The organism is Clostridium sp. LS3, assembly GCF_055330225.1.
This window is the reverse complement of the sequence record NZ_CM143921.1, coordinates 3,466,499-3,492,090: the sequence shown is the minus strand read 5'-3', so window position 1 is coordinate 3,492,090 and position 25,592 is coordinate 3,466,499. Positions and strand designations below refer to the sequence as shown.

The following is a 25,592-nucleotide window of genomic DNA, read 5'->3' as shown; positions in this document are numbered from 1 at the left end:
ATAATGAATATTATTAAATGCAAAAGAATATATATTAATATAAAAGTGAGAGGGAGGATAAAATGAAGTACACGAAATATCAATACAAAAAGAAAAATGAAGGAGCAAAATTTTTAACTTCCTTGATTATGACTACTTTAACAGCAGTAGTTATAGGGATAATTGCAGCTTGGATATTATTAAAAATTATTCCTAATATAAATAATAGTGGAATAGCTGAAGAACCTGGGATAAATGTAAGTAATAATACAGAAGTTAACACACAAGTAAAAGAACAGAAATTTTCACTTATACAATGCGGTTATTTTTCAAAAGAAGATAATGCAAAACAGGTATTGGCTAAAATAAATAGCGATTTAAATTCTTTTATAGTAAAAGATGAAACAGGAAAGTTTAGAGTTTTAGCTGGAATATTTAAAGAAGAAGAAAGTGATAAAATAGTAGAAAAGCTAAAGGGAAAGGGGATAGAAAATGCTAAGATAAGCTTAGCATTAGATAAAAATGATAAAGTTCAAGGACAAATAGGTGCTATAACAGAAGGATATTTACAAATAATAAACACTGTAAGTGAAGATGAAGTGAAAGGTATAAATACAACTGATTTTAAGAAATGGACAAAAGAGTTAGATGAGATAAAAAGTGGGGATGGAATAGATGTTTTAAAGGAATATAAGAATCACATAGAAGCCTTACCAGAAGAAATAAGCAAAGAAAATACTGTAACTGAGTTAGAGTATATTTATTCAGTATTAAGCAAGATTAAAAAGTAAAAAAATAAGCTTTGGATAAAAATTACAAAACTATTACAAATAAATAAAAATTAAATAAAGAAAGGCAAAGCCACTTGTTTGAAATCTTATATAATGATAAACTATATAAGATATAAGATTGGTATAAGTGGCTTTGCCATTATATCTATGCATTGCTAATTTAAGTATTTTAAGATTTGCGTGTTTAAACCATACCATTTTGTCAATACTATAAAATATGTATAAAAATAGGATGTGATAGGTTTGAAATATGTTTTAGCGTCAGGATCAGAAAGACGACAAGAACTATTACACAGAATAGTAGATGAGTTTGACATAATAGTAAGTGACTTCGATGAAAGTAAGGTTTTATTTAAAGATAATATAGATGATTATGTAATTAATTTAGCTAAAGGAAAATCCCTTAGTGTTAAAGAGAGTCTAAGAGAAGATTCTATAATAATTGCAGGGGATACGATTGTTGTTTTAGAAAATAAAATCTTAGGCAAACCTAGTAATGAAAATGATGCGTATAACATGTTAAAGTTACTTAGTGGAAAAACTCATAGAGTTTATTCAGGAATAGTAGTTATAAACATGTATAATAAAAAAATAGAACAAGAATCTCTTTATACAGAAGTAAAATTCTCAAATTTAAGTGATGAAGAGATAAAAGCTTACATAAAAACTGGAGAGCCATTTGATAAAGCAGGAGCTTATGGAATACAAGGGTATGGTGGAGTATTTATAGAAAGTATAAATGGTTGTTATTACAACGTAGTAGGATTACCGTTAAATCTTTTAAATAAAATGCTTAATAAGGTTAAATAGTAATAATTAAGGGTATATTTATTAATAAAACTATTATTATTTTGAGGTGTAATTATATGAATAATAGTATAAAAGTTATAGATATACCAAAAGAAGAAAGACCTATAGAAAAATTATTGGTTAATGGACCTGAAGTATTAAGTAATGCAGAACTTCTTGCTGTGATTTTAAGAACAGGAACAAGAGGAGAAAATGTAATTTCACTAAGCACAAGGATACTTTCTGAGTTTGATGGACTAAATGGATTGTTGGAAGTAGGAATTAGTGAAATAACTAGTATAAAGGGAATAAAAAACATAAAAGCAAGTCAAATTTTAGCTGTGGTAGAACTTTTTAAGAGATTTAATACTTTAAAGCTAACCAGAACAAACCAAAGAATATCATCTCCAAATGATATAGGAAGGCTTTTAATAAATGAGATGATGAATTTAAAACAAGAAGTGTTAAAACTAATAATGTTAGATACAAAAAATAATATTATAGGTATTAAGGATGTATTTAAGGGAAGTTTAAATGCATCAATAGTTCATCCAAGAGAAGTATTTAAAGAAGCTCTTAAAAAAAGTAGTTCAAGCATAATAGTTTGCCATAATCACCCTTCAGGAGATCCTACGCCAAGCAAAGAAGATATAAATATTACAGTAAGATTAAAAGAGTGTGGTAGAATAATGGGGATTGATTTATTGGATCACATAATAATTGGAAAAGAAAAATTTATAAGTTTAAAAGAAAAAGGAATAATATAAACGAAAGGGGAATTCATATGGGATTTTTCAGTAGTAATAAGGACATGGGAATAGATTTAGGAACAGCAAATACACTTGTGTTCGTTAAAGGAAAAGGTGTAGTTTTAAGTGAGCCTTCAGTAGTGGCTATAAATAGTGCAACAAGAAGACCTTTAGCTGTAGGGGCTGAAGCTAAATTGATGATAGGAAGAACTCCAGGGAATATAGTAGCTATTAGACCATTAAAAGATGGTGTTATAGCAGACTTTGATATAGCACAAACAATGTTAAAAAAATTAATTGAAAAGGTAAGTAGTAAAAGTGCATTTACTAGCCCAAGAATTATAGTTTGTTATCCATCAGGAGTAACAGAAGTTGAAAGAAGAGCAATAGAAGAGGCGGCTAAATTTGCTGGTGCAAGAGATGTAGTTTTAATGGAAGAACCTATGGCAGCTGCAATTGGAGCAGGACTTCCAGTTGGCGAGCCAACAGGAAGCATGATAGTTGATATTGGTGGCGGTACAACAGAAGTTGCTATAATCTCACTAGGGGGAATAGTTACTAGTAAGTCATTAAGAGTAGCTGGAGATGAATTAGATCAAGGAATAATGGCATATATAAAGAAAGAATTTAACTTAATGATAGGTGAAAGAACAGCAGAGCAAGTTAAGATGGAACTTGGTTCAGCATATAAAATTGATGATGAAGAAATCAGCATGGATATCAAAGGAAGAGATATGATTACTGGATTGCCAAAAACGGTGACAGTTACAGATACTCAAATTAGAGAGGCATTAAAAGAACCAGTATATGCCATCATTGAATCAATAAAGACAACTTTAGAAAAGACACCACCTGAATTAGCAGCAGACATAATGGAAAAGGGAATAATGTTAGCTGGTGGAGGAGCTCTACTAAGAGGGTTAGATATGTTAATTAACCACGAAACAAACATGCCTGTTCATATAGCAGAATCTCCACTTGATTGTGTTGTTTTAGGAGCAGGTAAGGCATTAGATAACTTTGATGAATTAAGTAAGAGTCAAAGAGGTCAATAATGAAGCTTCTAAAAAATAAACTGGCAGTTACTATAATAGTGCTGTCAGTTGCCTTTTTAGGCATAATTATTTATACAATAAATAATGAACAAAAACAGTTTGTTTCAAGTGGTGTAGGGAGCGCTGTAAATCCTCTTCAAAAAGTAGTTTATACAGTAAACAGCAAAATAAAGGGAACAGTAGATTTCTTTTTAAATTTTTCAAAGGTGAAAGAAGAAAATGAAGAATTAACTAAAGAAAATATAGAATTAGAAAACAAGTTATTAGAATACGATAAGCTAAAAGAAGAAAATGATAGATTAAGAGAAGTTTTAAATTTTAAAAATTCAAAGAATAATTATGAATATTTAGGCTGTGAAATAATTGGATATAGTGGAGAAAGCTTCTCGAGTGGATATATAATTGATAAAGGTGAAAATGTAGGGTTAAAGAAGGATATGGTTGTTATATCTAATAAGGGGCTTGTGGGACAGGTTACTACTGTTGGATCAAATTGGGCGAGAGTTGAAAGCTTATTAAATGAAAATATAGCAGTTTCTGTAATGGTAAATAGCACCAGAGAAACCACTGGAATACTAAAAGGATATATAACACATAGTAGTGAAAATTTAACTAAAGTTACTAATTTACCTATGGATTCAGCAATAAAAGAAGGGGATGTCATAGTTACTTCTGGCTTAGGACAAATTTATCCAAAGGAAGTTAGAATAGGTGAAGTAACTTCTGTTGAGACAGATGAAGTTAAGGTGATGAAAACAGCTATAGTTAAGCCATATGTTGACTTCAACAAATTAGAGGAACTTTTTGTTGTTATTCCAAAGGAATCAAGAGAAGTAAAATATGATAATTAGAGGGTAGTATATGAAAAAATGGGTTTTAATTTTAATTTCATTAGCACTTTTAATACTCGATAATTCTCTTATGCCATTTTTTGCTATAAAAGGGGCATTTCCAAGTTTACTTTTTACTTTCGCAATAGCTTATTCTATAATAAATGGAAAATCAGAGGCGATATTTATAGGTGTAACTACAGGTTTAATGCAGGACGTATTTTTTTATAATGGATTAGGAATAAACGCTTTTGTAAATATGCTCATTTGCTTAATTGCAGCTTTTATAGGAGAAAATATATATAGAGAAAAAAGATTTATACCAGTAATATCAGTTATATTCTTATATATAATAAAGGTATTAGCTATATTTGTAATATTTAAGCTTGTTGGAAGAACAATAAATATCAAAGTAGGAATGATTACTGCTTTATACAGTGCAGTAGTAATGTTTTTAGGGTATAATTTTGTTTTAAAGCTTTATGATATAAAATATAAAAATAGATCATGGAGGTTTAAATGATAGTAAATAAGCCGAAAAAGAAAAAAAAGATTTCAAGATATACAGTTTTAAATATTATAATGCTATCACTTTTTACTGTAATAATGTCAAAGCTTTTATATATTCAGGTTTATAAGCATGAAGACTATAAGGAAAAAGCTGATATTAGTTCAACTAGGTTTATAGCAGAGAATGCACCTAGAGGTAAGATATACGATAGTAATGGAAATGTTCTAGCAACTAATATTCAAACATTTACACTAACTTATACTAAGCCAAGCGATGAAAAAGAAAATTTTTATGAGACAATGAATAAGGTTTTTAAAATTTTGTCCGAAAATGGAGAAAAGTTTAAAGATGATTTAATGCTTAAATTAGATAGTAGTGGAAAGTTTTATTTTGATTTTAAAACTGATGATATAGAAACTAAAAAAATAGTTGAAGTAAGATTTAAAAGAGATAGAGGTTTAAATGAGATAATAGAAAAAGAAGAGTTTCCAGATAAAAAATCTGATTTTACTGATGATGAAATCTCAAAGATAGATAGTGAACTTTTAAAATTATCTCCAGAAGAAACTTTTTATCAATTAGTTAAAGTATATAATATGCAAGAACTTATAAATCCAGCGCCTGTTCAAGAGGAAGGTGAAACTGATAAAGCCTTCAAATCAAGAGTCGAAGCATATGATGATAAAATGAAAGCTTACAAAGATATATCTGGAAAAGAAATACTAGATGAACTCTTAAAGACATATTCAATAAATGATATAAGAAATTATATGGTAGTTAAAGATGCAATAAAAATGCAAAGTTTTAAAGGCTACAGAGCAGTTACCATTGCATCTAATATAAAGAAGGATACAGCTTTTGTAATTTATCAAAAATTAAATGATTTACCAGGAATAGATGTTAGAGAAGAACCAATTAGATACTATCCATATAATAATCTTGCTTCTAGTTCAATAGGATATTTATCCTCTATTGATGGATCAAAAGAGGCAAATTATGAATTGAGAGGATATGATGTATCATCAGATTTAATAGGGGTAGCAGGAATAGAATCCTCCTTTGAAGACCAATTAAAAGGCACTAAAGGAGGGACAACTGTTAAAGTTAACTCAAAAGGAAGAGTAACAGAAGAGTTATTTAAGTTAGACTCTTATCCTGGAAACAATGTTCATTTAACAATAAACAAAGATGTTCAATATGCAGCTGAGCAAGCTATGAAAGATACAATGGAACGTATTAAAGGAACTCTTGCACCAAATGCAACTAGAGGTGCTGTTGTAGCAATAGAAGTTAATACTGGAAGAGTAATTGCCATGGTTAGTTATCCCGATTATGATCCTAATACATTTTCAATACCAGGAAGGCTAACAGAAGATTTATCTAAGCAATATTTTAGTCCTGATATAGAAAGTTTTGCTAAGGAATATATGAAAAGAACTGGGGCTACAGGAAATGTAGACGAGTTATTTCCTGTGGATGAGAACACAGGAAAAAGGAAAGATGGAATAGATGTTTATCCGAAGAGTTTCTTCAATTATGCTACTCAAGGTCTATTACCTCCAGGATCAACATTCAAACCGCTTACAGCAGTAGCCGGTCTAATGGAAGGGGTAGTTAAGCCTGGAGAAGTAATGAACGATACAAGTGGTACTTGGAGTAAAGAAGAGCTAAAAGGTATGACATTAAAGAACTTTGAAGGTGTAGCTAATGGGCCAACTGATTTAAGAACAGCCTTAGAATTATCATCAAACTATTATTTTTATGAACTAGGATATAGATTATATAAAAATAGTGGCGGAGATGTTAGTGGAGGAAATCTAGAAGCATTAGATACATTAGCTAAGTATGCATGGAAATTTGGCTTTGGAGTTGACCCTGCAGAGCAAGATACTAAAAGTTTATCAACAGGAATTCAAATTGAAGAAAACTTCGGTCAAGTATATAACTTTAAATCATGGAAAGATAAAATAGTAAATAGACCAATGTACGAAATAGTAGAAGCTTTACAAAAAGGAAGTTATTATTCATATTCATTTATTCCATTAAATATAGAAGCTAATGAAGCGGATAGTGATGAACTAAAAGAGGCAAAGACAGCTCTTAAGAATCAAATGAAAGCTGCGTTAGAAAAGGTTGGAACAGATGAAGAGATTTATGATAAAACGTCATATGCAGAGAGTCTAATTCCACATTTAAAGAAAATAATGGATTTATCAGAAGAGTATAAAGCCAAGGTAGCTGAAACTTCACTAAAAAGAAAAGTAGATTTAGATGAAGAGGCAGAAGTAATTTCTGATGCTATATCATATTATGTTTTAGATAATTTAACATCAGAAATAAAAACACCAGGACAAATAATATCTAGCGCTATTGGACAAGGAATGAATTCATTTACTCCTGTACAGATTGCAAATTATGTTGCAACTTTAGCAAGTGGAGGAACAAGATATAATGTAAGTATTGTTGATAAGATAACATCACCAACAGGTGAAGTTATAAAGGAATATAAACCTGAAGTTGTAGATAAGTTAGATATACCACAAGAATATCTTCAAGCAATAAAGGATGGTATGTATAGAGTTAATACAAACCCGCATAATGGTACTGCTTATACATCTTTCGCTAATTTTCCAATTAAGGTTGGAGGAAAAACAGGTACAGCTGACTTTAGTACAGATGAGCAATACGTTATTCAAGGAAGATCAGCTTATGGTAATTATATAAGTATGGCACCTTTAGATGATCCTAAGATAGCTATATTCTCTACTATTTATGATGGGAAAAGAGGTAGTGAAGGAGCAACAATACACAAAGCTATATATGAAGCATTTTTTAAAGAAGAATTATTAAAAATGGATCCATCATATGCTTCTAAATCACAATCTTTTAGAAAGTATGTTATGGAATCTCCATTAAAAGATAATAAAAATGATAGTATAAAGTTAGATAATGGAACAACAAATAATAGTAGTTCAAATACAAATAACCAATAAAAACCATGTTTTCACATGGTTTTTTTTATTTTACTATAAATTATGTAAATTATTGTTGTTAAATGATATAATGTAATTGTATAATTATAAATGTGTAACAAAGTTTATAATTATTGAATCTTTGATTATTGGTGGAGGGTAGCCAATGAATGACGATAGAATTCAGATAAAAGGTACAAAAGAAGGTATCAATGCAACTATTAATATGGAGAGATTTAGCAACTTTGATGATATGCTGGGAGTGTTATTAGATAAGTTAACAGCAGGAAAAGGATTTTACAAAGGAGCATCTCTTAAAATTACTGCTAATTTAAAGAATTTGAATGAATATGATATATGTAAATTAAAAGATATTTTATTTGAAAAGATACAAATAAAAGAATGTATATTTGAAGAAATAAAACAAGAAGAGCAAAAAGAAAGTAAAATTTTTAATGGCGTATATGAAGGGAAAACTAAATTTATAAAGAAAACAATAAGAGGTGGACAATTAGTAAGGTATCATGGAAATATTGTTATAATAGGTGATATAAATAATGGAGCTGAGGTCTATGCAGGTGGAAACATAGTTGTTTTAGGAACAATTAGAGGTCAAGTGCATGCTGGAGTAGGTGGTAATAAAAAAGCTATAATTTCAGCTTTTAATCTTCAACCAGAAATACTTCAAATAGCTGAGATAGTTACTATAGCGCCAGATGATGGTGTTAAACCATCATATCCAGAATTAGCAAAAATTAAAGAAGATATAATCGTGGTAGAGCCATATTTACCAAAGAAATATATATAGCGTTGGAGGGAGAAAAAATGGGAATTTCTATAGTTATTACATCAGGTAAGGGCGGAGTTGGAAAAACAACAACTACAGCTAACATTGGAACTGCTTTAGCTGCACTAAATAAAAGGGTGGTAGTTGTAGATGGGGATACTGGTCTTAGAAATTTAGATGTTTTGATGGGACTTGAAAATAGAATAGTTTATACAATAACAGATGTTATAGAAAATAGATGTAGACTTAAACAGGCTTTAATAAAGGATAAGAGATATCAAAACTTATGTTTACTACCTACAGCTCAAACAAAGGATAAAGATGATATTAGACCACAAGATATGTTAAAATTAATAAATGAGTTGAAAGAAGATTTTGATTATATCCTAATAGATTGTCCGGCTGGAATAGAACAAGGATTTGAAAATTCAGTTATTGGTGCTGATAAAGCAGTAGTTGTAGTAAATCCTGAAATAACATCAGTAAGAGATGCGGATAGAGTTATTGGTAAATTAGATGCAAAAGGGCTAGAGGATCATTCAGTAATAATAAATAGATTAAATTATGAAATGACTCAAAGAGGAGATATGCTAGATATTTCTGATATAATAGAGACTCTATCAGTTGAATTATTGGGCGTAGTTCCAGATGATAAAAACATAACAGTTTCAACTAATAAGGGAGAACCGATAGTACTTGATGATAAATCATTATCAGGACAAGCTTTTAAAAATATAGCTAGAAGATTAACTGGTGAAGAAGTTCCTCTTTTGGATTTAAAACCAGAAGGAGAAGGATTTTTCGCATCAATAAAGAAATTATTTAAACGTTAATAGGGGGTTATGAGAGGTGGAATTTTTTAAGAAGTTTTCAAATAAGCCAACACCTAAAGAGGTTGCAAAAGATAGATTAAAGTTAATATTAATACATGACAGAGGTGATTTGCCTCATGAAACCCTTGAAAAAATAAGAATAGAGATACTAGAAGTGTTATCTAAATATATAGAAATAGATACTGAAGATGTTGAAATAGCTGTAAGTAAATCTGAGAGAATGGAAGGGAATAGTCCAGCTTTAGTAGCTAATATTCCTATAAAAAATATAAAGCAGTCATAAAAAGGAAAAGTTAAAGAAAAAGTATGAAAATGCTTTTTCTTTTTTTGATAATTTAATTAATATTTTATTAAATTTTAGCTATTTATTTAAATTGGTATAGAGAAAGATATGTTTTTTAGATATAATAAATCTTAGGTTGAAAGATGGAGGTGAAATATGTTATCAAAATTTAAGATAGACTTTAAAAAATTAAAAGAGATAGATAAAGTAATTCTATTTTCTATGATAGCATTAATGATATTTGGAATAGTTAATATATACTTAGCAAGTGCAGCAGAATATGGTACCTTATTTTTAAAAAGGCAATCTATTTGGTTTGTGGTTTGTTTAGTAGCATTATATTTTGTCGTAGCAATTGATTATACATTCTTAAAGTCATATACTCCTCTTTTTTATTGGGGCTCTATACTTTTGCTTATAGTTACTATTTTTATAGGAACTGATATAAATGGAGCAAGAGGTTGGATTAGACTTGGACCATTATCTTTTCAACCATCTGAATTGGCCAAAATGGCTACAATAATGATGTTAGGTAAGACTTTAGAAGAAATGAATGGAACTATAAATGAATGGAAAAACTTTTTAACTATGGCCTTTTATGCTATAGTACCAGCTACTTTTATAGTTATACAACCAGATATGGGGATGACTATGGTTTTATTCTTTATAGTTGTAGGAATATTTTTTATTGCTGGACTAGATATAAAGATTATTGGTGGAGGCTTATTGTCGTTATTTTTAGTTGTTATACTTGTTTGGAATTCTGGATTAATTCAAGATTATCAAAAAAAGAGACTAACATCATTTTTGAATCCCGAATCAGATACTTCCCAATCTGGATATCAACTAAGACAATCACTTATAAGTATAGGAAATGGTGGAACTTTTGGATTAAAGGGATCTACTACTAAAGACAATTCTGTAGGCTATGCAGCTCAGTATGTACCTGAGGTACAAACAGACTTTATATTTGCTAGTATAGGAGAGCAATGGGGACTAGCTGGATCAGCATTTTTACTATTGCTATATGGACTTTTAATTTCTAAGATGATAGCTATAGGAAGAACTGCTAAAGATGCCTTTGGCTCAATTATATGTGTTGGTATGGTATCATATTTTCTATTTGCACTAATGCAAAATATAGGTATGACTATAGGACTTATGCCTATAACAGGAATAACATTACCTCTTCTTAGTTATGGAGGAACTTCATTGCTTACAACAGTAATGTCAATAGGATTAGTTTTAAATGTAGGAATGAGAAGAAAGAAAATATACTTCTAAGTTGCTAAGAATTAGAATTTGGAGTAGAAGAAAAAGCACTTTAAAGTTTTAAGTTTAAAATTTTTATAGCTCTCTTTTTAGTGGCTAGGAAGTTATAAAAGTTTAGAGTTTTGAAAATGTTAATATATAAGGCTTTTAACAATTGGATTTAGAAAAGTATATTTATTTAATACTTTCCTTGCTTTCAGTTTGGAAGTGGACATATGTAAGTTTTGCGTTGACTTGGAGCGGAGCAACGGAATAAGTAAACTTATATATGTCCACTTTTTTATTTTAATAATACATCTTATCTTAATTATTACTTATATTTTAAATTCTAAATTTTAAATTAGGATAGCATAAATAGGCGGTATCCAAAATATAAATACAATATTAAGAGTTAGGAGTGAAGTGTATGGGGGTGTACAGAGAAGAGTATAAAGAATACTACGAAGGAATAAGAAAAAAAGTTAAGAGCAAGACAAGTAAGTCTAATAAAGCTATTAGCGCTAGACAAGATATATATCCAAGTGTTAGAAATGTACAAAATTTTACTTATCAAAGAGGGAGCTATGGATTAAATACTAAAAAAGGTAACATGGGATATATAGATAAATTTATAATTAGACTGATATGCACTTTTTTATTGTTTTTATTAGTTTTTATTTTAAAAACTATACCTAATAGCAGTGCAGAGAGGCTTTATAGTATGTGTAAAACTACAATTAGTACAAATTTTAAATATGAGAGCTTATTGCTTAGTATGGATAAGATGGGGATTAACTACAAAGAGGTAGTTGATGTTATAGAAGAAAAATACACTGATGTTATGAGTGAAATTAAAAAACTAGATAGTGGAGTTCCAAGCTTTAAGGAAGATGGAGAAAAAACAGTTGAAGAATCTTAACATGTAAGAATAGAAACTCAATAAATTAGTCTAATAATTAAAATATATTATAAATAGAAGGTGATTAATAGAGGAACACAGCAATTTTTAGGGAGATATAAATGAAAAGAGAAACTAGAAAAATATTTGCAGAAATAGTGTTAATAATATTAGTATGTAGTTATAATAGTATGTTTATATTTGCACTCATTTGGGTATTTTTACATGAACTAGCACATATATTAGTTGCATTAAAATTTGGATGTAAATTTTATAATATAGAATTCCATGTTTTTGGGATAAGGGCAGAACTTTCAGATATAGATAGTTTAAAGGATAAAGAAAAATTGCTAGTGTATTTAGCAGGAGCATTGCTAAATATATTTATTTCAATTTTATTTTACATTATAGGTATTAAATATCCTTCTAATTTTATAGAAACTAGTATGAATTTAAACATAGGTTTAGCAATATTTAATTTATTGCCTGCATACCCACTAGATGGATCTAGAATACTTGAAATACTTCTTTCAAAAAAGATATTATTTAAGAAAGCACAAAAAATAATTAGCATAATTAGTTATTCAATAGCTAGCTTATTTATTATTATATCAACGATTATTTATATATTTCTACATAGTCTAAATATTAGTATGATTATAGGTGCAATAATCATAGTTTATATTACTAGAATAGAAGAGCACACTACAATGTATATAACTATGGGAAACGTAGTTAAAAAAAGAAATAAACTTTTAAAAAACAAGTATATAGAAAATAAATCCATATCAGTATATTACAAGCAGGGGCTCGTTAATGTATTAGCTTTAGTTGATAGAAACAAATTTAATACATTTTATATTTTAGATGATGATATGAAACTTATCTATATATTAAATGAAGATGAGTTAATTGATGCTTTAAAGGTTTATGGAAATATGACTTTAGAAGAGTATATAGAGAAGAAATAGTTGATATATTTAATAGAATTGATTTATTAACTTTATATAATGAGTAATAGATTTACTTTTTAGATGCATATATGCTAGAATAGAAAAGATATAAAGGAAGTATAGAGATATACTTCTTTTTTAATGGATAATTCTCACTTTTAGGAGGAAAGATTATGAAGAAAATTACAGACCATATTTTACATAAGGTTGAAAAGCCATCAAGATATGTTGGCGGTGAATTAAACCAAGTAGTTAAGAACCCAAAAGATGTTGATATAAGATTTGCATTTTGTTTTCCTGATGTATATGAAGTAGGAATGTCTCATTTAGGAACGAGAATTCTTTATCATACTATAAATGAAAGAAAAGACACGTATTGTGAAAGAGTATTTGCACCATGGCCAGATATGGAAGCAGAGCTTAGAAAAAATGAAATACCTTTAATGACATTAGAAACTAAAGATCCTATTTCAGAGTTTGATATGATAGGATTTACGCTTCAATATGAAATGAGTTATACAAATATATTAAATATGCTAGATATGGCCGGTATTACAATAAGAGCTTCTGAAAGAGGAGAGGATGAATCAATAATTATGGCTGGAGGCCCTTGTGCATACAATCCAGAGCCTTTATATGATATAGTAGATTTCTTCGAAATTGGAGAAGGCGAAGAAATGATGAATGATGTTCTTGATGTTTACAAGAAATATAAGGGTAAAGGAAGCAAAAAGGAATTTTTAAGAGAAATATCAAAGATAGAAGGCATATATGTTCCTTCATTATATGATGTTACATACAACGGTGATGGAACAATAAAAGAATTTAAGCCTAAGTATGATGATGTTCCAGCTAAAATTAAAAAGAGAATAATTAATAATTTTGATAAAGTAGATTTTCCACTAGATATGATAGTTCCATACTCTGAAATAGTACATGATAGAGTCGTTTTAGAAACTTCAAGAGGATGTACAAATGGATGTAGATTCTGTCAAGCTGGTATGATTTACAGACCTGTTAGAGAAAAAACTACTGATACATTATTAGATCAAGCAAGAAAAATGATAGATGCAACTGGATATCAAGAAGTGTCATTAGCATCATTAAGTATTTGTGATCATTCAGATATACAGAATCTTGTAAGCAATTTAATTTTAGAACATAGTGCTAAAAATATAGGGGTAGCTCTTCCATCTATAAGAGTAGATGCTTTTTCTGTTGATTTAATAAAAGAAATACAAAAGGTTAGAAAAACAGGATTAACTTTTGCACCAGAAGCTGGATCTCAAAGAATGAGGGATATTATAAATAAAGGACTTACAGAAGAGAGAATACTAGAAGCAACTAAAAGTGCTTTTGAATCAGGTTGGAGTACTATAAAGCTATATTTCATATTAGGGCTTCCTTATGAAGAAGTAGAGGATGCAGCTGGAATAGGTCAGCTTGCAGAAAAGATGGCAAATGTTTATTATGGAATTCCAAAGGAAAAAAGACAAAAAGGATTAAAGATTAATGTAAGTACATCAATATTAGTTCCAAAACCATTTACTCCATTCCAATGGGCTCCTATGGCTAGACCAGATGAAGTTTGGAATAAAATAGATGCAGTAAAAGGTGCAATAAAATCAAGAGCGATACATTATAACTATCATGAGCAAAAGACTTCATTTATGGAAGCTGTTTTTGCAAGAGGGGATAGAAGAACTTGTGACCTTTTAATTAAGGCTTTTGAAAAGGGTGCTAAGTTTGATGGTTGGTCAGAGCACTTTAAGTATGATATATGGATGGAAGCAATGCAAGAATGCAATATAGATGAAGATTTCTATGTATATAGAGATAGAAATTATGATGAAATACTTCCATGGGACTTTATAGATATTGGAGTAAATAGAAAATATTTAGAGATAGAAAATGAAAAAGCAAAAAGAGCAGAGCTTACACAAAACTGTAGAAAAGGATGCACAGGTTGTGGAGTAAATGTAAACTTTAAAGAAGGGAAGTGTTTTGAAGGTGCGTTATGTAATTAAATTTACTAAGGAATCTAGTATTAAATTTATATCTCATTTAGACTTAATGAGAACAATACAAAGAGTAATAAGAAGAGCTAATCTTCCAATGGAGTATTCAAAGGGGTTTAATCCCCATATGGCGTTATCTATAGCACAACCTTTATCTGTTGGAGTTTATTCTGATGCTGAATATATGGATATAGTTTTAGTAGAAGAGTTAGAAGAAAAAGAAATAATAGATATGTTAAATACTAAGACGGCTGCAGGAATTAAGTTTTTAACTGCAATTAAAGTAATAAATAAAGAGGGAGAAAAGAAATTACCCCAAACTATGGCTTTAGTTGATGCAGCTAGATTTACCATAAAAATGCTTTGCTCAGATTCTAATAAAGTTGAAAGTAAAATGGATGAACTTATTAATAAGTCTGAATGGAATACTATAAAGAAGAGTAAAAAAGGCGAAAGAGAAGTAAATCTAAAGACTATGATAAAAGATATGAAACATTGGATAAGTAATAATGAATTAATTTTAAATGTAGTAATATCATCAGGAAGTAGGGAACATCTATCTCCAGATTTATTAGCAGAATATATAAAAAGTAATATTTCTGAAATAATAGAAGATGCTTTTGTAGATATAAAAAGAGAAGAAATGTATGTTCTAGATAATAATAAGTATATGCCAATATATAAATGTATTTAGGGAAGTGTATCTTATGAGAGAGATTTTCATTGAAAGAGATGAACCGCTTTTAAGAATTGCTATAAAAGATAATGGGGTTTTAAGTGAGTGCTTTGTAGAAGAGCACTCATCAGGTCCTAAGTTTGGTGAAATATATAAAGGAAGAGTTAAGAATATAGTTCCAGCTATTAACTCTATTTTTATAGATATTGGCTTAGACAAAGAAGCTTATATGTATTTTAGTAATGAAATAAAAAGTGAGGGAATAAAAAAGGGTGATGAGTTACTTGTTGAAGTAATAAAAGAGCCTATAAATAATAAAGGTGCCAAAGTAAGTAAGAATATAAGTATTCCAGGAAGATTTATGGTACTTACATTAGGTGAATCTGGAATAAATTTTTCTAAAAGAATAAATAGCATAGAAGAAAAAGAAAGAATCAAGAAGGTTATTAATGATATAGATGGATATGGGATAACCATAAGAACAGAAGCAGTACATGCAAGTTATGAGGATTTATTAGAAGAAAAATTGAACCTTTTAGAAGAAATTAAATTAATTACAAAGAAGTTAAAATACAGTTTGAAGCTAGGAAAAGTTTACGGAGAAAATATCATTTTAAATAAAGTAATAAGAGAAAATATAAGTACTGAAAGTAAAATAATAATAAACCATGAAGAAGACTTAAATGAAGTTAAAACTTTATTAGAATATAATGATAAAATAATTATAGAAAAATTTAATAATAATAGAAGCTTATTTGATTATTATGGAATAGAAAAAGAAATTTTAAAGTTAAGACACAAAAAGATAGCTTTAAATTGTGGAGGAAATATAGTAATTGACAAAACAGAAGCTATGTATGTAATAGATGTAAACTCATCTAAAAATATTAAAGGTAGAAGTTTTGATAAGATTATATTAGAAACAAATATAGAAGCAGCAAGAGAAATAGGAAGACAAATTAGGCTTAGAAATCTTGCTGGAATAATAGTTATAGACTTTATAGATATGAGAGATTTCTCTCAAAAAGCATTAGTTATGGATGCTTTAAAAGAATCTTTAAAGAAAGATAAAGGAAATATAAAAATTTTTCCACTTACAGAATTAGATATTGTTCAAATAGCAAGAAAAAGAAGAGGAAAGTCAATATACGAATATTTAGAAGAAGGCTGTAAAAGATGCAATAAAGAAGGCTATGTTCTAAAGTTATCTTATATAGAAAAGTTAATAAGAAATGAAATTATTAAATGTGAAGAAGAAAACTCAATTAACTCATTTTATATAGAGTTAGATAGAAATTACGAGGAAATGGTAAGAGGAGATATCTTTTCGTTTTTAACTAATACCAATTCATTAAATAAGGAAATTTATATGAATTTTATAGATGGAATCGAAGGTTATAAAATAGAGCCTTTAATATTTAATAGTCAAAAAGAAAATATAAAAGATTTCAAAGTAAATGGCTATGAAAAATATGAATAAACTTCTTTACAATCTATGTAATAGTATGATACAATATCAAATGTTAAACCGCACATAAGAGGTTTTTATTTAAACAAAGTTTAGAGCTTTGTACCTCGGTTGGCGAGACCGTAATAAGAGGAGGTGTTTTTAATGTACGCAGTATTATCTACAGGAGGAAAACAATACAGAGTTCAAGAAGGAGACGTAATATTCGTTGAAAAACTTGACGCTGAAGTTGACTCAACAGTTGAATTAACAGAAGTATTAGCTGTTTCAAACGGTGAAGCTTTAAAAGTTGGTACACCAGTTGTAGAAGGTGCTAAGGTTGTTGCTAAAGTTGTTGCTCAAGGCAAAGCTAAGAAGATCACAGTATTCAAGTATAAGGCAAAGAAGGACTACAGAAAGAAGACTGGACACAGACAACCATACACTAAATTAGTAATTGAGAAAATCGAAGCTTAATTATTATGATTAAGATAAGAATTTTAAAAAAAGATGATTTACGCCTTGGTTTTAAGATAAAAGGTCATGCTTTATCAAGAGTTGAAAGAGAGAAATCAGGAGATGCATATGATTTAATTTGCAATTCTGTTTCAGTACTATCTCAAAGTTCCTTAATAGGAATTGAAGAAGTATTAAAGCTTAAAGTTAAGTATGATATAAATGATGGATTTTTACATATTAATTTATCAGATCTTAGTAACGAGGATATAGAGAAGTGCCAAGTTTTACTTTTAACATTTGAAAAAAGTATAGAAAGCTTGATACAATCTCTTAAATTAAGTTTTGGAAATGACAAATACAGTGAATATATAAGATTGTTGGAAGAGGAGGTGCAATAGTATGTTAATAATGAACCTTCAATTATTTGCCCACAAAAAAGGGGTAGGTAGCTCAAAGAACGGTAGAGATTCAGAATCAAAGAGATTAGGAGTTAAAGCTGCTGACGGGGAGTTCGTTTTAGCTGGTAACATTTTAGTTAGACAAAGAGGAACAAAGATTCATCCAGGAACTAATGTTGGTAAGGGTGGAGATGACACTCTATTTGCTAAAGAAGACGGAATCGTTAGATTTGAAAGAATGGGTAGAGACAAAAAGAAAGTTAGCATTTACCCAGTGAATGTTGAAGAAATAGCAGAATAATATTATTTTTTCTAAAAAAGCACCCTGATTTAGGGTGCTTTATTTTGTAAGAATGAAAATGGGCAATTGACAATGAATAATCCTTGCCCATTGTACACTGTCAATTGTCCATTTATTTAATGGATTAGAAATTTATTTCATTATGATATAATAAACATTGAAAATAATGAAATAATATAAAATAAGTATGTATTTATATTATTATAAATAATTTTAGAAAGATAGGTGATTTTATGTTTATAGATAAGGCTAAAATATTCGTTAAATCCGGTAATGGAGGAAACGGATGTGTATCATTTAGAAGAGAAAAATATGTTCCACTAGGAGGACCAGACGGAGGCGATGGAGGAAAAGGTGGAAGTGTAATATTTGAGGTAGATCCAGGTTTAACTACACTTTTAGACTTTAAATATAAGAAGAAGTTTACAGCCGAAGTCGGTGGAAAAGGTGAAGGATCAAAATGTTATGGTAGAGATGCAGATGATCTTAAAGTTAAAGTTCCTATGGGAACAATAATTAGAGATTTTGAAACTAATAAGATTATAGCAGACCTTTCACATAAAGATGATACTTTTGTAATTGCAAGAGGAGGAAAGGGTGGAAAGGGAAACTGTAAATTCTGTACACCAACAAGGCAAGCTCCACACTTTGCGGAGCCAGGGATGCCAGGTGAAGAAAGATGGATTACTTTAGAACTTAAGTTACTTGCAGATGTTGGATTAGTAGGATTCCCTAATGTAGGAAAATCAACTTTCCTTTCAACAGTAACAGCAGCAAAACCAAAGATAGCAAACTATCACTTTACAACATTAAAACCAAATTTAGGTGTTGTAAAAGCAGAAGGTATGAATGCTTTTGTAATGGCAGATATACCTGGAATAATTGAAGGTGCATCTGAAGGTGTAGGGTTAGGTTTAGATTTCTTAAGACATATTGAAAGAACCAGATTACTAGTACATGTAGTAGATATATCAGGAATAGAAGGTAGAGATGCCTTTGAAGATTTCGTAAAGATAAATGAAGAACTTAAGAAATATTCAGTTAAGCTTTGGGATAGACCACAAATAGTTGTAGCAAATAAGGCTGATATGCTTTATGATGAAGAAGTTTTTGAAGATTTCAAAAAGAAAGTAAATGAGTTAGGCTTTGATAAAGTTTATAAAATGTCTGCAGCTACTAAATCGAATGTTGAAGCAGTGATTAAAGAAGCTGGAAGAATGCTTTTAGAAATTCCAATAAAGGAATTAGAAATAACAGATGAAGAAAGATTTGTACAAGAAGAAAGAAGATTTACATATGATGTATCTATAGAAGATGGAGAAGAAAATAATAAAGTATATGTAGTATACGGATCATTTGTAGATAGATTATTAGATTCAGTAAATATTCATGATGCAGATTCATTAAGATATTTCCATAAAGTATTAAGAAACAAAGGCGTATTTGATAAGCTAAGAGAAATGGGAATAGAAGATGGAGATATGGTAAGACTTAACGATTTTGAGTTTGAATACATTTTATAGGAGGAAAAATAATGATAACAGGAAAGCAAAGAGCTTATTTAAGAGGGCTTGCTAATAATTTAGATCCAATATTTCAGTTAGGAAAAAACGGTATAGAGGAAGCTTTTTTAAAACAATTAACTGAAGCATTAGAAGCAAGAGAACTTATTAAAATAAAGGTGCTTGAAAATAGTGGATTAGCAGCAAGAGAAGCATCAAACTATATATGTGAGAAAATTGGCTGTGAAGGAATTCAAGCTATAGGAAGCAAAATAGTTTTATATAAAAAATCCTCAAAAAAACCAAAGATAGAAGTACCTAATAAATAAAGAGTTTTATTATATGAAAAAAATTGGCATAATAGGAGGAACCTTTAACCCTATTCATTTAGCACATATTTATATAGCATATGAAGCTAAGTGTCAATTAAATTTAGATAAAGTGATTTTTATGCCAGTAGGAAGTCCACCTCATAAAAGAAAAGAAGGTATTTTAGAGGCTTCCTTAAGGTATAAAATGGTAGAAAAGGCTATACAAAATTATGAGGATTTTGAAATAAGTGATTATGAAATAAAAAAAGAAGGTTACAGTTATACTTATGAAACTTTGGAGTATCTTAAATCAAAAGATAATGAGATATATTTTATAACTGGTGCAGATTGCCTTATAGATATAGAAAAGTGGAAAAATCCAGATAGAATATTAGAGTTTTCTAAACTTGTAGTATTTAATAGAGCTGGATATAACAAAGAGTTATTAAAAATTCAAAAAGACAAAATAGAAAAAATATATAGCACAACTATTAACTTTTTAGATATAATGGACTTAGAGATTTCATCATCTATGATAAGATATAGAATAAAGGAAGGGAAAAGAATTGATTTCTTTATTCCTAAAGATGTTTTAGATTTTATTATAGAAAATAATATATATAATTATTGTGATTATATAAAATAGATGAGTTTGAAAGAGATATTTAAGGAGAATATATATGATTAGTATAGATGAAATGAAAAGCTATATTAAGAAGAACTTAAGAGAAAGTAGATACAATCATGTTTTAGGAGTAGTTGAGACAGCTGTTAAATTAGCAGAAATTAATATGGTAGATAAAAAAAAAGCTGAAGTATCAGCTTTGACACACGATATAGCTAAGAATATGACTATATATGAATTAAAGAATATTATAGATAGAAATAACATAAAGTTATCTTATGATGAGGAAAAAACTCCTGAGTTATGGCATAGTATTGTTTCACCAATATTAGGAAAAGAAATTTTTAAAATAGAAGATGAAGAAATACTAAGTGCAATGAGATGGCATACTACAGGAAAAGAAGATATGAGTAAATTGGATAAGATAATTTATATAGCAGATATGATAGAGCCAAGTAGAAGTTTTCCTGGGGTAGATTTAATTAGACAAGAAAGCTTTAATGATTTAGATAATGGAGTTCTTCAAGGGTTAACTCATACTATTAAATATTTATTAGATAAAGGGTTTCCTATTGATATAAATAGTGTAAAAGCTAGAAATTATTTATTGATAAATAAGTAATACCAAATACTATTTAAACTATTAAAAGAATCAGAGAGGAATTAAAGGATGGGTAATAGGAGAGAGGATCTGGAAAATAGGGAAAGAAGAAGACCTTCTAAAGAAGAGCAAATAAAAAGAAAAAAAATACAAGCTAGAAAAAAGAAGCTAAAAAGAAAAAGAATTGCTACAGCAATAATAACAATTCTATTAGCTTTTATATTAGGAACTGCCTTATATATTTATACATTTTTATCAGGATTAAAAACTAATAATTTAGGAACAGGCATAGCGCCAGCATCATCTAAAGACCCTGTAAATATTTTAATTTTAGGTATGGATATAGGAGATGCAGATAATCAAGGAAACAAAGCAGGTAGAAGAAGTGATACTATAATGGTTTTAAATTATAATCCTAATACAAAAAAGGTCCATATAGTTTCTATACCAAGGGATATTCTTATTGAAGTAGATGCAAAATTAGATAGTGGTGAATATAGAAGGTATTGGAAGATAAATACTGCATATGTTTTAGGTGGAGAAGAAGAGGTTAAATCACATGTCGAAAATCTATTGGGTATAAATTTAAATTATATAGTAGAAGTAGATTATAATGCGTTTAGAAGTATAGTAGATGCTTTAGGTGGAATAGAAATGAACATACAACAAGATATGTTCTATGATGATGATGAACAAAACCTTCATATAAACTTTAAAGCTGGAGAAACTGTTCAGTTAGATGGCAAAAAAGCAGAAGAGTTCTTTAGATGGAGAAAGAACAATGATGGAAGTGGAGGGGAAGAAGGTGATTTAGGTAGAATTAATAACCAACAACAATTCATTAGTAAGGTTATAGATAAAGCTTTAAGTCCAAGTATAATTTTTAAAGCCCCAAAAATCTTAAAAGCTATAAGTGAAAATGTTGAGACTAATATTCCAGCTAAGAATTTAGTATCTCTTGGTATGAAGATTATAAGATTAAAACCAGAAGATATAATTATGAAAACTCTTCAAGGAGAAGCAGAATATATTTATGGAGAATCCTTCTTAATTGCTGATAAAAATTTAAATAGAGAGTTAATAGATGCATTGAATGCAGAAAGTTCTTCATCAGCTCCAAATATAACTTCAATAGAAAAAAATAAGCTAAAGGTTTTAGTGTTAAATGGGACTAAAATAGATGGATTAGCATCAACTGCAAAAGAGCATCTACTTTCACTAGGATATACTAACATAGAAGTAGGAAATACTGAAGAAAGTATAGACAAAAGTATAATACAAACCAATAATAAAGACTTAAAAGACTTACTTAAAAGTGATATAGATATAGAAAAGTTTGAGAAAATAAGTAAAGCAGAACATAAGCAATATGATGTTGTAATATTATTAGGTAAAGATTATAACTTATTTGGAAACTAAAAGGTAGAAAACTTAAGGTTTTCTACCTTTTTACTAGGAGGAAAAATGAGTACTATAAATAAGATTGTTGAAAAAGAATACGAAGGTAGAAAAATTAGAGAGTTTTTAAAAGAAGAATTAGGCCTATCTTCTAGATTGATAAGAGGGGCTTCAATAGATAAAAGAATATTTGTAAATAATAAAGCGGTAAAAATGAATTATGTGCTGAAGGCAAATGAAAAAGTATTAATAGATTTAGCGAAAGAAGAAACACAAAATATAGATCCTGAAAAAATAGATATAGACATTGTATATGAAGATGAAGACATTATAGTTGTAAATAAAAGCCCTAATATGGTAGTTCATCCAACTAAAAGGTATCAATCAGGAACTTTAGCAAATGCATTAATGTATTATTTTAAAGAAAGTAATCAAAAATGTATTGTTAGATTAGTTAGTAGGTTAGATATGGATACTTCAGGACTTATTATAATAGCTAAAAATCAATATGCTCATATGGAGCTATCCAAAGAAATGACTTTAAATAAAGTTGAAAAAAGATACCTTGCAGTAGTACATGGACATATGGAAAATCAAGAAGGAACTATAGACTTACCTATTTATAGACCAGAAGAAGAAGGAACTATAAGAAGGATTATTGATGAGAGAGGACAAAGAAGCATAACTCATTATAAGGTTATTGAAAGATTTAAGGATTCAGATTTGGTAGAATGTTTATTAGAAACAGGTAGAACTCATCAAATAAGAGTTCATTTAAGTTCATTAGGGCATCCTATTTGGGGAGATACTTTATATGGTAATGAAGCGGATGGAGAAATAATAAATAGGCAGGCTCTTCATGCATATGGATTAGATTTTAAGTCTCCAAGAACTAAAAAAGAGTTAAGTCTTAGAGCAAAGCTACCAGAAGATATAAAAAAAATAATTGAATATTTAAAGTAGATTTTATAATTGTATATAAAAAAAGGACTTATATAGTTTGCTGTTGCATACAGTAAAACTTCTATAGTCCTTTTTTTATATAATTTATCTGAAGTTTGGTCTTTTTTTTCTTAGATTTCTTCTTTTTATAGAAAAATAAATGTAACGAATAAGAATTATTAAAATAACTATTGATACTAATATTACTGAAATATTTGATTGATTAAACAATGAAGAAAAGCTTTCTTTAATTTTTGCCTTAAGGTCATATTTTCTATCACATCCACTTACTAGATCAATTGATGAAATATTTTTTCCATTAACATTTACCTTAGCTTTAAAAAGAGTATCTCCATTAGAAATATCTTTTTTACTTATATCTTTATTTACATAATCTATAGAATACGTAGGCGCTTTTTCAAGTTTTGGCTTAGTATAATATAAATCATCCTTAGCAACTAATGGAATAGTGAGGTCATCATTAATTTTATATTTAGAGAGTACATCATTTTTGCTTATAAGCTTTATAGTTTCAAAGTTATCAAATCCATAATTAAATAATGGTCCTATATTAGTATAGAAGTTATCTTTATCAGTTGCATTTAGTAATGCAGTAACTAATAATTGTCCATCTTTTAAAGCTGAAGCGGTGTATGTATGATTAGCTTCTGGAGTATATCCATTTTTACCAGTATAGGCATATTGGTAAAAATATGGGCTATACTCATTAAAAAGCTGGTTTCTATTAGTTGCCCATTTTTCACTACCATCAGAAAATGGATGGTTAACATACTTATGGGAATCTGTTCTAGAAATTCTTACATAATCTTCATTTTGTGAAGCTGCTCTCATTATAAGGGCTAAATCATATGCTGTAGTTAAGTGACCTTCCTCATGTAGTCCACTAGGATTTTTAAAATTAGTATCCAGTGCTCCTAACTCTTTAGCTTTATCATTCATAAGTTTTGCAAATGCTTCATTAGATCCTGCAACATGTTCAGCAAGTGCTTCAGCACAATCGTTTCCAGATTCTAACAAAAGACCAAGCAGAAGTTCTTCTACAGTATATACTTCCCCTTTAGCTATACCAATTTTACTTCCATCTACTAAAGTTGGTTTTTCACCAATAGTAACTTTATCTGTTAATTTAGTATTTTCCAAAACTATTAATGCAGTCATGACTTTTGTTGTTGAGGCAGGCTCATATTGAGTATGCTCATTTTTTGAATAAATAACTGTACCTGTTTTCTCATCCATTAAAACTGCACCTTCAGAATATACAGTAGGTAATTCTGTAGCTTTTGCTGTAGTAGTAAAAATACTAGTTACAACTATAGTGGATAGAAATATTTTCCTCATAAATTTTTTCATATAAAATCTCCCAAAATAAACTTATTGCATATAGACAAAAATATTTTATCAAAAAAAAGATTGTCATTCTATAACTTATGAATATTTAAAGTAAAATTAGGTATAATTTTAATAAAAAGTTAATAATTAAAATGAAAAATTATAAAAGTGAGGTATTTTATGGAGAAGATAATGAAAAAATTTGTAAACAAACGTAATGTTACGTTAATTATATTAGCAGTATTATTTTTAGCAACATCATTTATTTTATATGGAAAAAATAAATCTAAAGTGTTTAAAGATGATTATATGAAAAATATATTTGTAGATGAAGAGGATATTAACAATGAAAATAAAGTCACTAATATTAATAAGGAAGAGATAAAATCAGTAAAAGATAAAGAAGAAAGTAAAATCTCAATAAATAATAAGATGATAGTAGTAGAAATAAAAGGAGAGGTTGTTAATCCTGATGTATATGAATTAAGTGAAGGAAGTATAATTAGAGATCTAATTAATAAAGCAGGAGGGTTAACTAAAGATGCAAGTATAGATAAAATTAATAGGGCGGATAAGCTAAAAGCAAACCAATTAGTAGTAATACCAAACAAAGAGAGCAATGAAAATACAAGCATGGCTACAACATCGAATATATCAGGCAGTACATCAGAGAATGGAGTAATAAATATAAATACAGCAAACTTAGATGAGCTTAAAAAAATAAATGGAGTAGGAGAAGTAAAGGCAAAAAATATAATTGAATATAGAGAAAAAAATGGAGGGTTTAAATCTATAGAAGAAATTAAAAATATAGAGGGCATAGGAGAGAAGACATTCGAAAAATTAAAAGATAAAATAACAAATTAATTTAATAAAATTAAGG

Annotated in this window: 27 protein-coding genes; 26 read left to right on the top strand and 1 reads right to left on the bottom strand. The window is 28.9% G+C overall.

Annotated features, from left to right (window positions below; all coding sequences use genetic code 11):
- Window positions 1-62: 62 nt before the first annotated feature.
- The 25 genes from ACZJV1_RS16430 to ACZJV1_RS16310 all read left to right on the top strand — a co-directional run bounded on the left by ACZJV1_RS16430 (window position 63) and on the right by ACZJV1_RS16310 (window position 23,380).
- Window positions 63-770: an SPOR domain-containing protein gene (locus tag ACZJV1_RS16430; protein WP_411168941.1), complete on the top strand. Its 708-nt coding sequence runs from the start codon at window positions 63-65 to the stop codon at window positions 768-770.
- 243 nt (window positions 771-1,013) lie between these two features.
- Window positions 1,014-1,580 carry a Maf-like protein gene (locus ACZJV1_RS16425; RefSeq protein WP_460286573.1) on the top strand — a complete coding sequence of 189 codons (567 nt, stop codon included), beginning with the start codon at window positions 1,014-1,016 and terminating at the stop codon, window positions 1,578-1,580.
- A 56-nt stretch (window positions 1,581-1,636) separates the two neighbouring features.
- The gene (radC, locus tag ACZJV1_RS16420; RefSeq protein WP_460286574.1) at window positions 1,637-2,326 is read left to right on the top strand and encodes a RadC family protein; all 690 of its coding nucleotides are present in this window, start codon (window positions 1,637-1,639) and stop codon (window positions 2,324-2,326) included.
- Between the two features lie 17 nt (window positions 2,327-2,343).
- Window positions 2,344-3,363, top strand: a complete 1,020-nt coding sequence (locus tag ACZJV1_RS16415) for a rod shape-determining protein (protein ID WP_411168938.1) — start codon at window positions 2,344-2,346, stop codon at window positions 3,361-3,363.
- Entirely contained in the window at window positions 3,363-4,214 is an 852-nt protein-coding gene (gene mreC / locus ACZJV1_RS16410) for a rod shape-determining protein MreC (RefSeq protein WP_411168937.1), read from the top strand. Before ACZJV1_RS16415 ends, mreC begins: the two co-directional genes overlap by 1 nt.
- Window positions 4,215-4,224: 10 nt before the next feature.
- Complete coding sequence (gene mreD, locus ACZJV1_RS16405) at window positions 4,225-4,716, top strand: rod shape-determining protein MreD (RefSeq protein ID WP_460286575.1); 492 nt, start codon at window positions 4,225-4,227, stop codon at window positions 4,714-4,716.
- On the top strand, window positions 4,713-7,697 hold the full coding sequence (locus ACZJV1_RS16400) for a penicillin-binding transpeptidase domain-containing protein (RefSeq protein WP_460286576.1): 2,985 nt from the start codon (window positions 4,713-4,715) through the stop codon (window positions 7,695-7,697). The genes mreD and ACZJV1_RS16400 overlap by 4 nt, the downstream gene beginning before the upstream one ends.
- Before the next feature lie 145 nt (window positions 7,698-7,842).
- On the top strand, window positions 7,843-8,484 hold the full coding sequence (gene minC / locus ACZJV1_RS16395) for a septum site-determining protein MinC (RefSeq protein ID WP_460286577.1): 642 nt from the start codon (window positions 7,843-7,845) through the stop codon (window positions 8,482-8,484).
- 17 nt (window positions 8,485-8,501) lie between these two features.
- On the top strand, window positions 8,502-9,296 hold the full coding sequence (minD, locus tag ACZJV1_RS16390) for a septum site-determining protein MinD (protein WP_411168933.1): 795 nt from the start codon (window positions 8,502-8,504) through the stop codon (window positions 9,294-9,296).
- A 16-nt stretch (window positions 9,297-9,312) separates the two neighbouring features.
- Window positions 9,313-9,579, top strand: a complete 267-nt coding sequence (gene minE, locus ACZJV1_RS16385) for a cell division topological specificity factor MinE (protein ID WP_411168932.1) — start codon at window positions 9,313-9,315, stop codon at window positions 9,577-9,579.
- 156 nt (window positions 9,580-9,735) lie between these two features.
- The gene (gene rodA, locus ACZJV1_RS16380; RefSeq protein ID WP_460286578.1) at window positions 9,736-10,863 is read left to right on the top strand and encodes a rod shape-determining protein RodA; all 1,128 of its coding nucleotides are present in this window, start codon (window positions 9,736-9,738) and stop codon (window positions 10,861-10,863) included.
- Between the two features lie 394 nt (window positions 10,864-11,257).
- Window positions 11,258-11,749, top strand: a complete 492-nt coding sequence (locus ACZJV1_RS16375; RefSeq protein WP_460286579.1) for a peptidase M23 — start codon at window positions 11,258-11,260, stop codon at window positions 11,747-11,749.
- Window positions 11,750-11,850: 101 nt separating this feature from the next.
- A complete protein-coding gene (locus ACZJV1_RS16370) occupies window positions 11,851-12,699 on the top strand; it encodes a site-2 protease family protein (RefSeq protein WP_463650826.1) in 849 nt (282 codons plus the stop codon).
- Window positions 12,700-12,854: 155 nt separating this feature from the next.
- A complete protein-coding gene (locus ACZJV1_RS16365) occupies window positions 12,855-14,708 on the top strand; it encodes a TIGR03960 family B12-binding radical SAM protein (RefSeq protein ID WP_463650825.1) in 1,854 nt (617 codons plus the stop codon).
- Complete coding sequence (locus tag ACZJV1_RS16360) at window positions 14,692-15,393, top strand: TIGR03936 family radical SAM-associated protein (RefSeq protein ID WP_460287049.1); 702 nt, start codon at window positions 14,692-14,694, stop codon at window positions 15,391-15,393. Before ACZJV1_RS16365 ends, ACZJV1_RS16360 begins: the two co-directional genes overlap by 17 nt.
- Window positions 15,394-15,406: 13 nt before the next feature.
- Window positions 15,407-16,855 (top strand): ribonuclease E/G, encoded by a 1,449-nt coding sequence (locus ACZJV1_RS16355; RefSeq protein WP_463650824.1) that lies wholly within the window; start codon window positions 15,407-15,409, stop codon window positions 16,853-16,855.
- A 132-nt stretch (window positions 16,856-16,987) separates the two neighbouring features.
- Window positions 16,988-17,299, top strand: coding sequence for a 50S ribosomal protein L21 (gene rplU, locus ACZJV1_RS16350; RefSeq protein WP_322413093.1), 312 nt, complete (start codon window positions 16,988-16,990; stop codon window positions 17,297-17,299).
- A gap of 5 nt (window positions 17,300-17,304) precedes the next feature.
- The gene (locus ACZJV1_RS16345) at window positions 17,305-17,679 is read left to right on the top strand and encodes a ribosomal-processing cysteine protease Prp (RefSeq protein ID WP_463650823.1); all 375 of its coding nucleotides are present in this window, start codon (window positions 17,305-17,307) and stop codon (window positions 17,677-17,679) included.
- A gap of 1 nt (window position 17,680) precedes the next feature.
- Window positions 17,681-17,980 carry a 50S ribosomal protein L27 gene (rpmA, locus tag ACZJV1_RS16340; RefSeq protein ID WP_008676729.1) on the top strand — a complete coding sequence of 100 codons (300 nt, stop codon included), beginning with the start codon at window positions 17,681-17,683 and terminating at the stop codon, window positions 17,978-17,980.
- A 233-nt stretch (window positions 17,981-18,213) separates the two neighbouring features.
- Window positions 18,214-19,503: a GTPase ObgE gene (gene obgE, locus ACZJV1_RS16335; RefSeq protein WP_460286583.1), complete on the top strand. Its 1,290-nt coding sequence runs from the start codon at window positions 18,214-18,216 to the stop codon at window positions 19,501-19,503.
- An 11-nt stretch (window positions 19,504-19,514) separates the two neighbouring features.
- Window positions 19,515-19,811: a ribosome assembly RNA-binding protein YhbY gene (gene yhbY, locus ACZJV1_RS16330; RefSeq protein WP_411168926.1), complete on the top strand. Its 297-nt coding sequence runs from the start codon at window positions 19,515-19,517 to the stop codon at window positions 19,809-19,811.
- Window positions 19,812-19,824: 13 nt separating this feature from the next.
- Entirely contained in the window at window positions 19,825-20,439 is a 615-nt protein-coding gene (gene nadD / locus ACZJV1_RS16325) for a nicotinate-nucleotide adenylyltransferase (protein ID WP_460286584.1), read from the top strand.
- 34 nt (window positions 20,440-20,473) lie between these two features.
- On the top strand, window positions 20,474-21,040 hold the full coding sequence (gene yqeK / locus ACZJV1_RS16320) for a bis(5'-nucleosyl)-tetraphosphatase (symmetrical) YqeK (protein WP_460286585.1): 567 nt from the start codon (window positions 20,474-20,476) through the stop codon (window positions 21,038-21,040).
- A 48-nt stretch (window positions 21,041-21,088) separates the two neighbouring features.
- Window positions 21,089-22,438 (top strand): LCP family protein, encoded by a 1,350-nt coding sequence (locus ACZJV1_RS16315; protein ID WP_460286586.1) that lies wholly within the window; start codon window positions 21,089-21,091, stop codon window positions 22,436-22,438.
- A 45-nt stretch (window positions 22,439-22,483) separates the two neighbouring features.
- Window positions 22,484-23,380 (top strand): RluA family pseudouridine synthase, encoded by an 897-nt coding sequence (locus tag ACZJV1_RS16310; RefSeq protein ID WP_460286587.1) that lies wholly within the window; start codon window positions 22,484-22,486, stop codon window positions 23,378-23,380.
- An 84-nt stretch (window positions 23,381-23,464) separates the two neighbouring features.
- On the opposite strand, the gene ACZJV1_RS16305 is transcribed toward ACZJV1_RS16310, so the two are convergent.
- Window positions 23,465-24,730 (bottom strand): serine hydrolase, encoded by a 1,266-nt coding sequence (locus tag ACZJV1_RS16305; protein ID WP_463650822.1) that lies wholly within the window; start codon window positions 24,728-24,730, stop codon window positions 23,465-23,467.
- Window positions 24,731-24,889: 159 nt separating this feature from the next.
- On the opposite strand from ACZJV1_RS16305, the gene ACZJV1_RS16300 reads away from it, so the two are divergent.
- Complete coding sequence (locus ACZJV1_RS16300) at window positions 24,890-25,576, top strand: helix-hairpin-helix domain-containing protein (protein ID WP_411168920.1); 687 nt, start codon at window positions 24,890-24,892, stop codon at window positions 25,574-25,576.
- The last annotated feature ends 16 nt before the right edge of the window (window positions 25,577-25,592 follow it).

Bases quoted from the DNA above. Each gene is read 5' to 3' on its own strand.
- ACZJV1_RS16430 (WP_411168941.1), top strand. From the start codon at position 63: ATGAAGTACACGAAATATCAATACAAAAAGAAAAATGAAGGAGCAAAA.
- radC (WP_460286574.1), top strand. From the start codon at position 1,637: ATGAATAATAGTATAAAAGTTATAGATATACCAAAAGAAGAAAGACCT.
- ACZJV1_RS16415 (WP_411168938.1), top strand. From the start codon at position 2,344: ATGGGATTTTTCAGTAGTAATAAGGACATGGGAATAGATTTAGGAACA.
- mreC (WP_411168937.1), top strand. From the start codon at position 3,363: ATGAAGCTTCTAAAAAATAAACTGGCAGTTACTATAATAGTGCTGTCA.
- mreD (WP_460286575.1), top strand. From the start codon at position 4,225: ATGAAAAAATGGGTTTTAATTTTAATTTCATTAGCACTTTTAATACTC.
- ACZJV1_RS16400 (WP_460286576.1), top strand. From the start codon at position 4,713: ATGATAGTAAATAAGCCGAAAAAGAAAAAAAAGATTTCAAGATATACA.
- minC (WP_460286577.1), top strand. From the start codon at position 7,843: ATGAATGACGATAGAATTCAGATAAAAGGTACAAAAGAAGGTATCAAT.
- minD (WP_411168933.1), top strand. From the start codon at position 8,502: ATGGGAATTTCTATAGTTATTACATCAGGTAAGGGCGGAGTTGGAAAA.
- rodA (WP_460286578.1), top strand. From the start codon at position 9,736: ATGTTATCAAAATTTAAGATAGACTTTAAAAAATTAAAAGAGATAGAT.
- ACZJV1_RS16375 (WP_460286579.1), top strand. From the start codon at position 11,258: ATGGGGGTGTACAGAGAAGAGTATAAAGAATACTACGAAGGAATAAGA.
- ACZJV1_RS16370 (WP_463650826.1), top strand. From the start codon at position 11,851: ATGAAAAGAGAAACTAGAAAAATATTTGCAGAAATAGTGTTAATAATA.
- ACZJV1_RS16365 (WP_463650825.1), top strand. From the start codon at position 12,855: ATGAAGAAAATTACAGACCATATTTTACATAAGGTTGAAAAGCCATCA.
- ACZJV1_RS16355 (WP_463650824.1), top strand. From the start codon at position 15,407: ATGAGAGAGATTTTCATTGAAAGAGATGAACCGCTTTTAAGAATTGCT.
- rplU (WP_322413093.1), top strand. From the start codon at position 16,988: ATGTACGCAGTATTATCTACAGGAGGAAAACAATACAGAGTTCAAGAA.
- ACZJV1_RS16345 (WP_463650823.1), top strand. From the start codon at position 17,305: ATGATTAAGATAAGAATTTTAAAAAAAGATGATTTACGCCTTGGTTTT.
- rpmA (WP_008676729.1), top strand. From the start codon at position 17,681: ATGTTAATAATGAACCTTCAATTATTTGCCCACAAAAAAGGGGTAGGT.
- obgE (WP_460286583.1), top strand. From the start codon at position 18,214: ATGTTTATAGATAAGGCTAAAATATTCGTTAAATCCGGTAATGGAGGA.
- yhbY (WP_411168926.1), top strand. From the start codon at position 19,515: ATGATAACAGGAAAGCAAAGAGCTTATTTAAGAGGGCTTGCTAATAAT.
- nadD (WP_460286584.1), top strand. From the start codon at position 19,825: ATGAAAAAAATTGGCATAATAGGAGGAACCTTTAACCCTATTCATTTA.
- yqeK (WP_460286585.1), top strand. From the start codon at position 20,474: ATGATTAGTATAGATGAAATGAAAAGCTATATTAAGAAGAACTTAAGA.
- ACZJV1_RS16315 (WP_460286586.1), top strand. From the start codon at position 21,089: ATGGGTAATAGGAGAGAGGATCTGGAAAATAGGGAAAGAAGAAGACCT.
- ACZJV1_RS16310 (WP_460286587.1), top strand. From the start codon at position 22,484: ATGAGTACTATAAATAAGATTGTTGAAAAAGAATACGAAGGTAGAAAA.
- ACZJV1_RS16305 (WP_463650822.1), bottom strand. From the start codon at position 24,730: ATGAAAAAATTTATGAGGAAAATATTTCTATCCACTATAGTTGTAACT.
- ACZJV1_RS16300 (WP_411168920.1), top strand. From the start codon at position 24,890: ATGGAGAAGATAATGAAAAAATTTGTAAACAAACGTAATGTTACGTTA.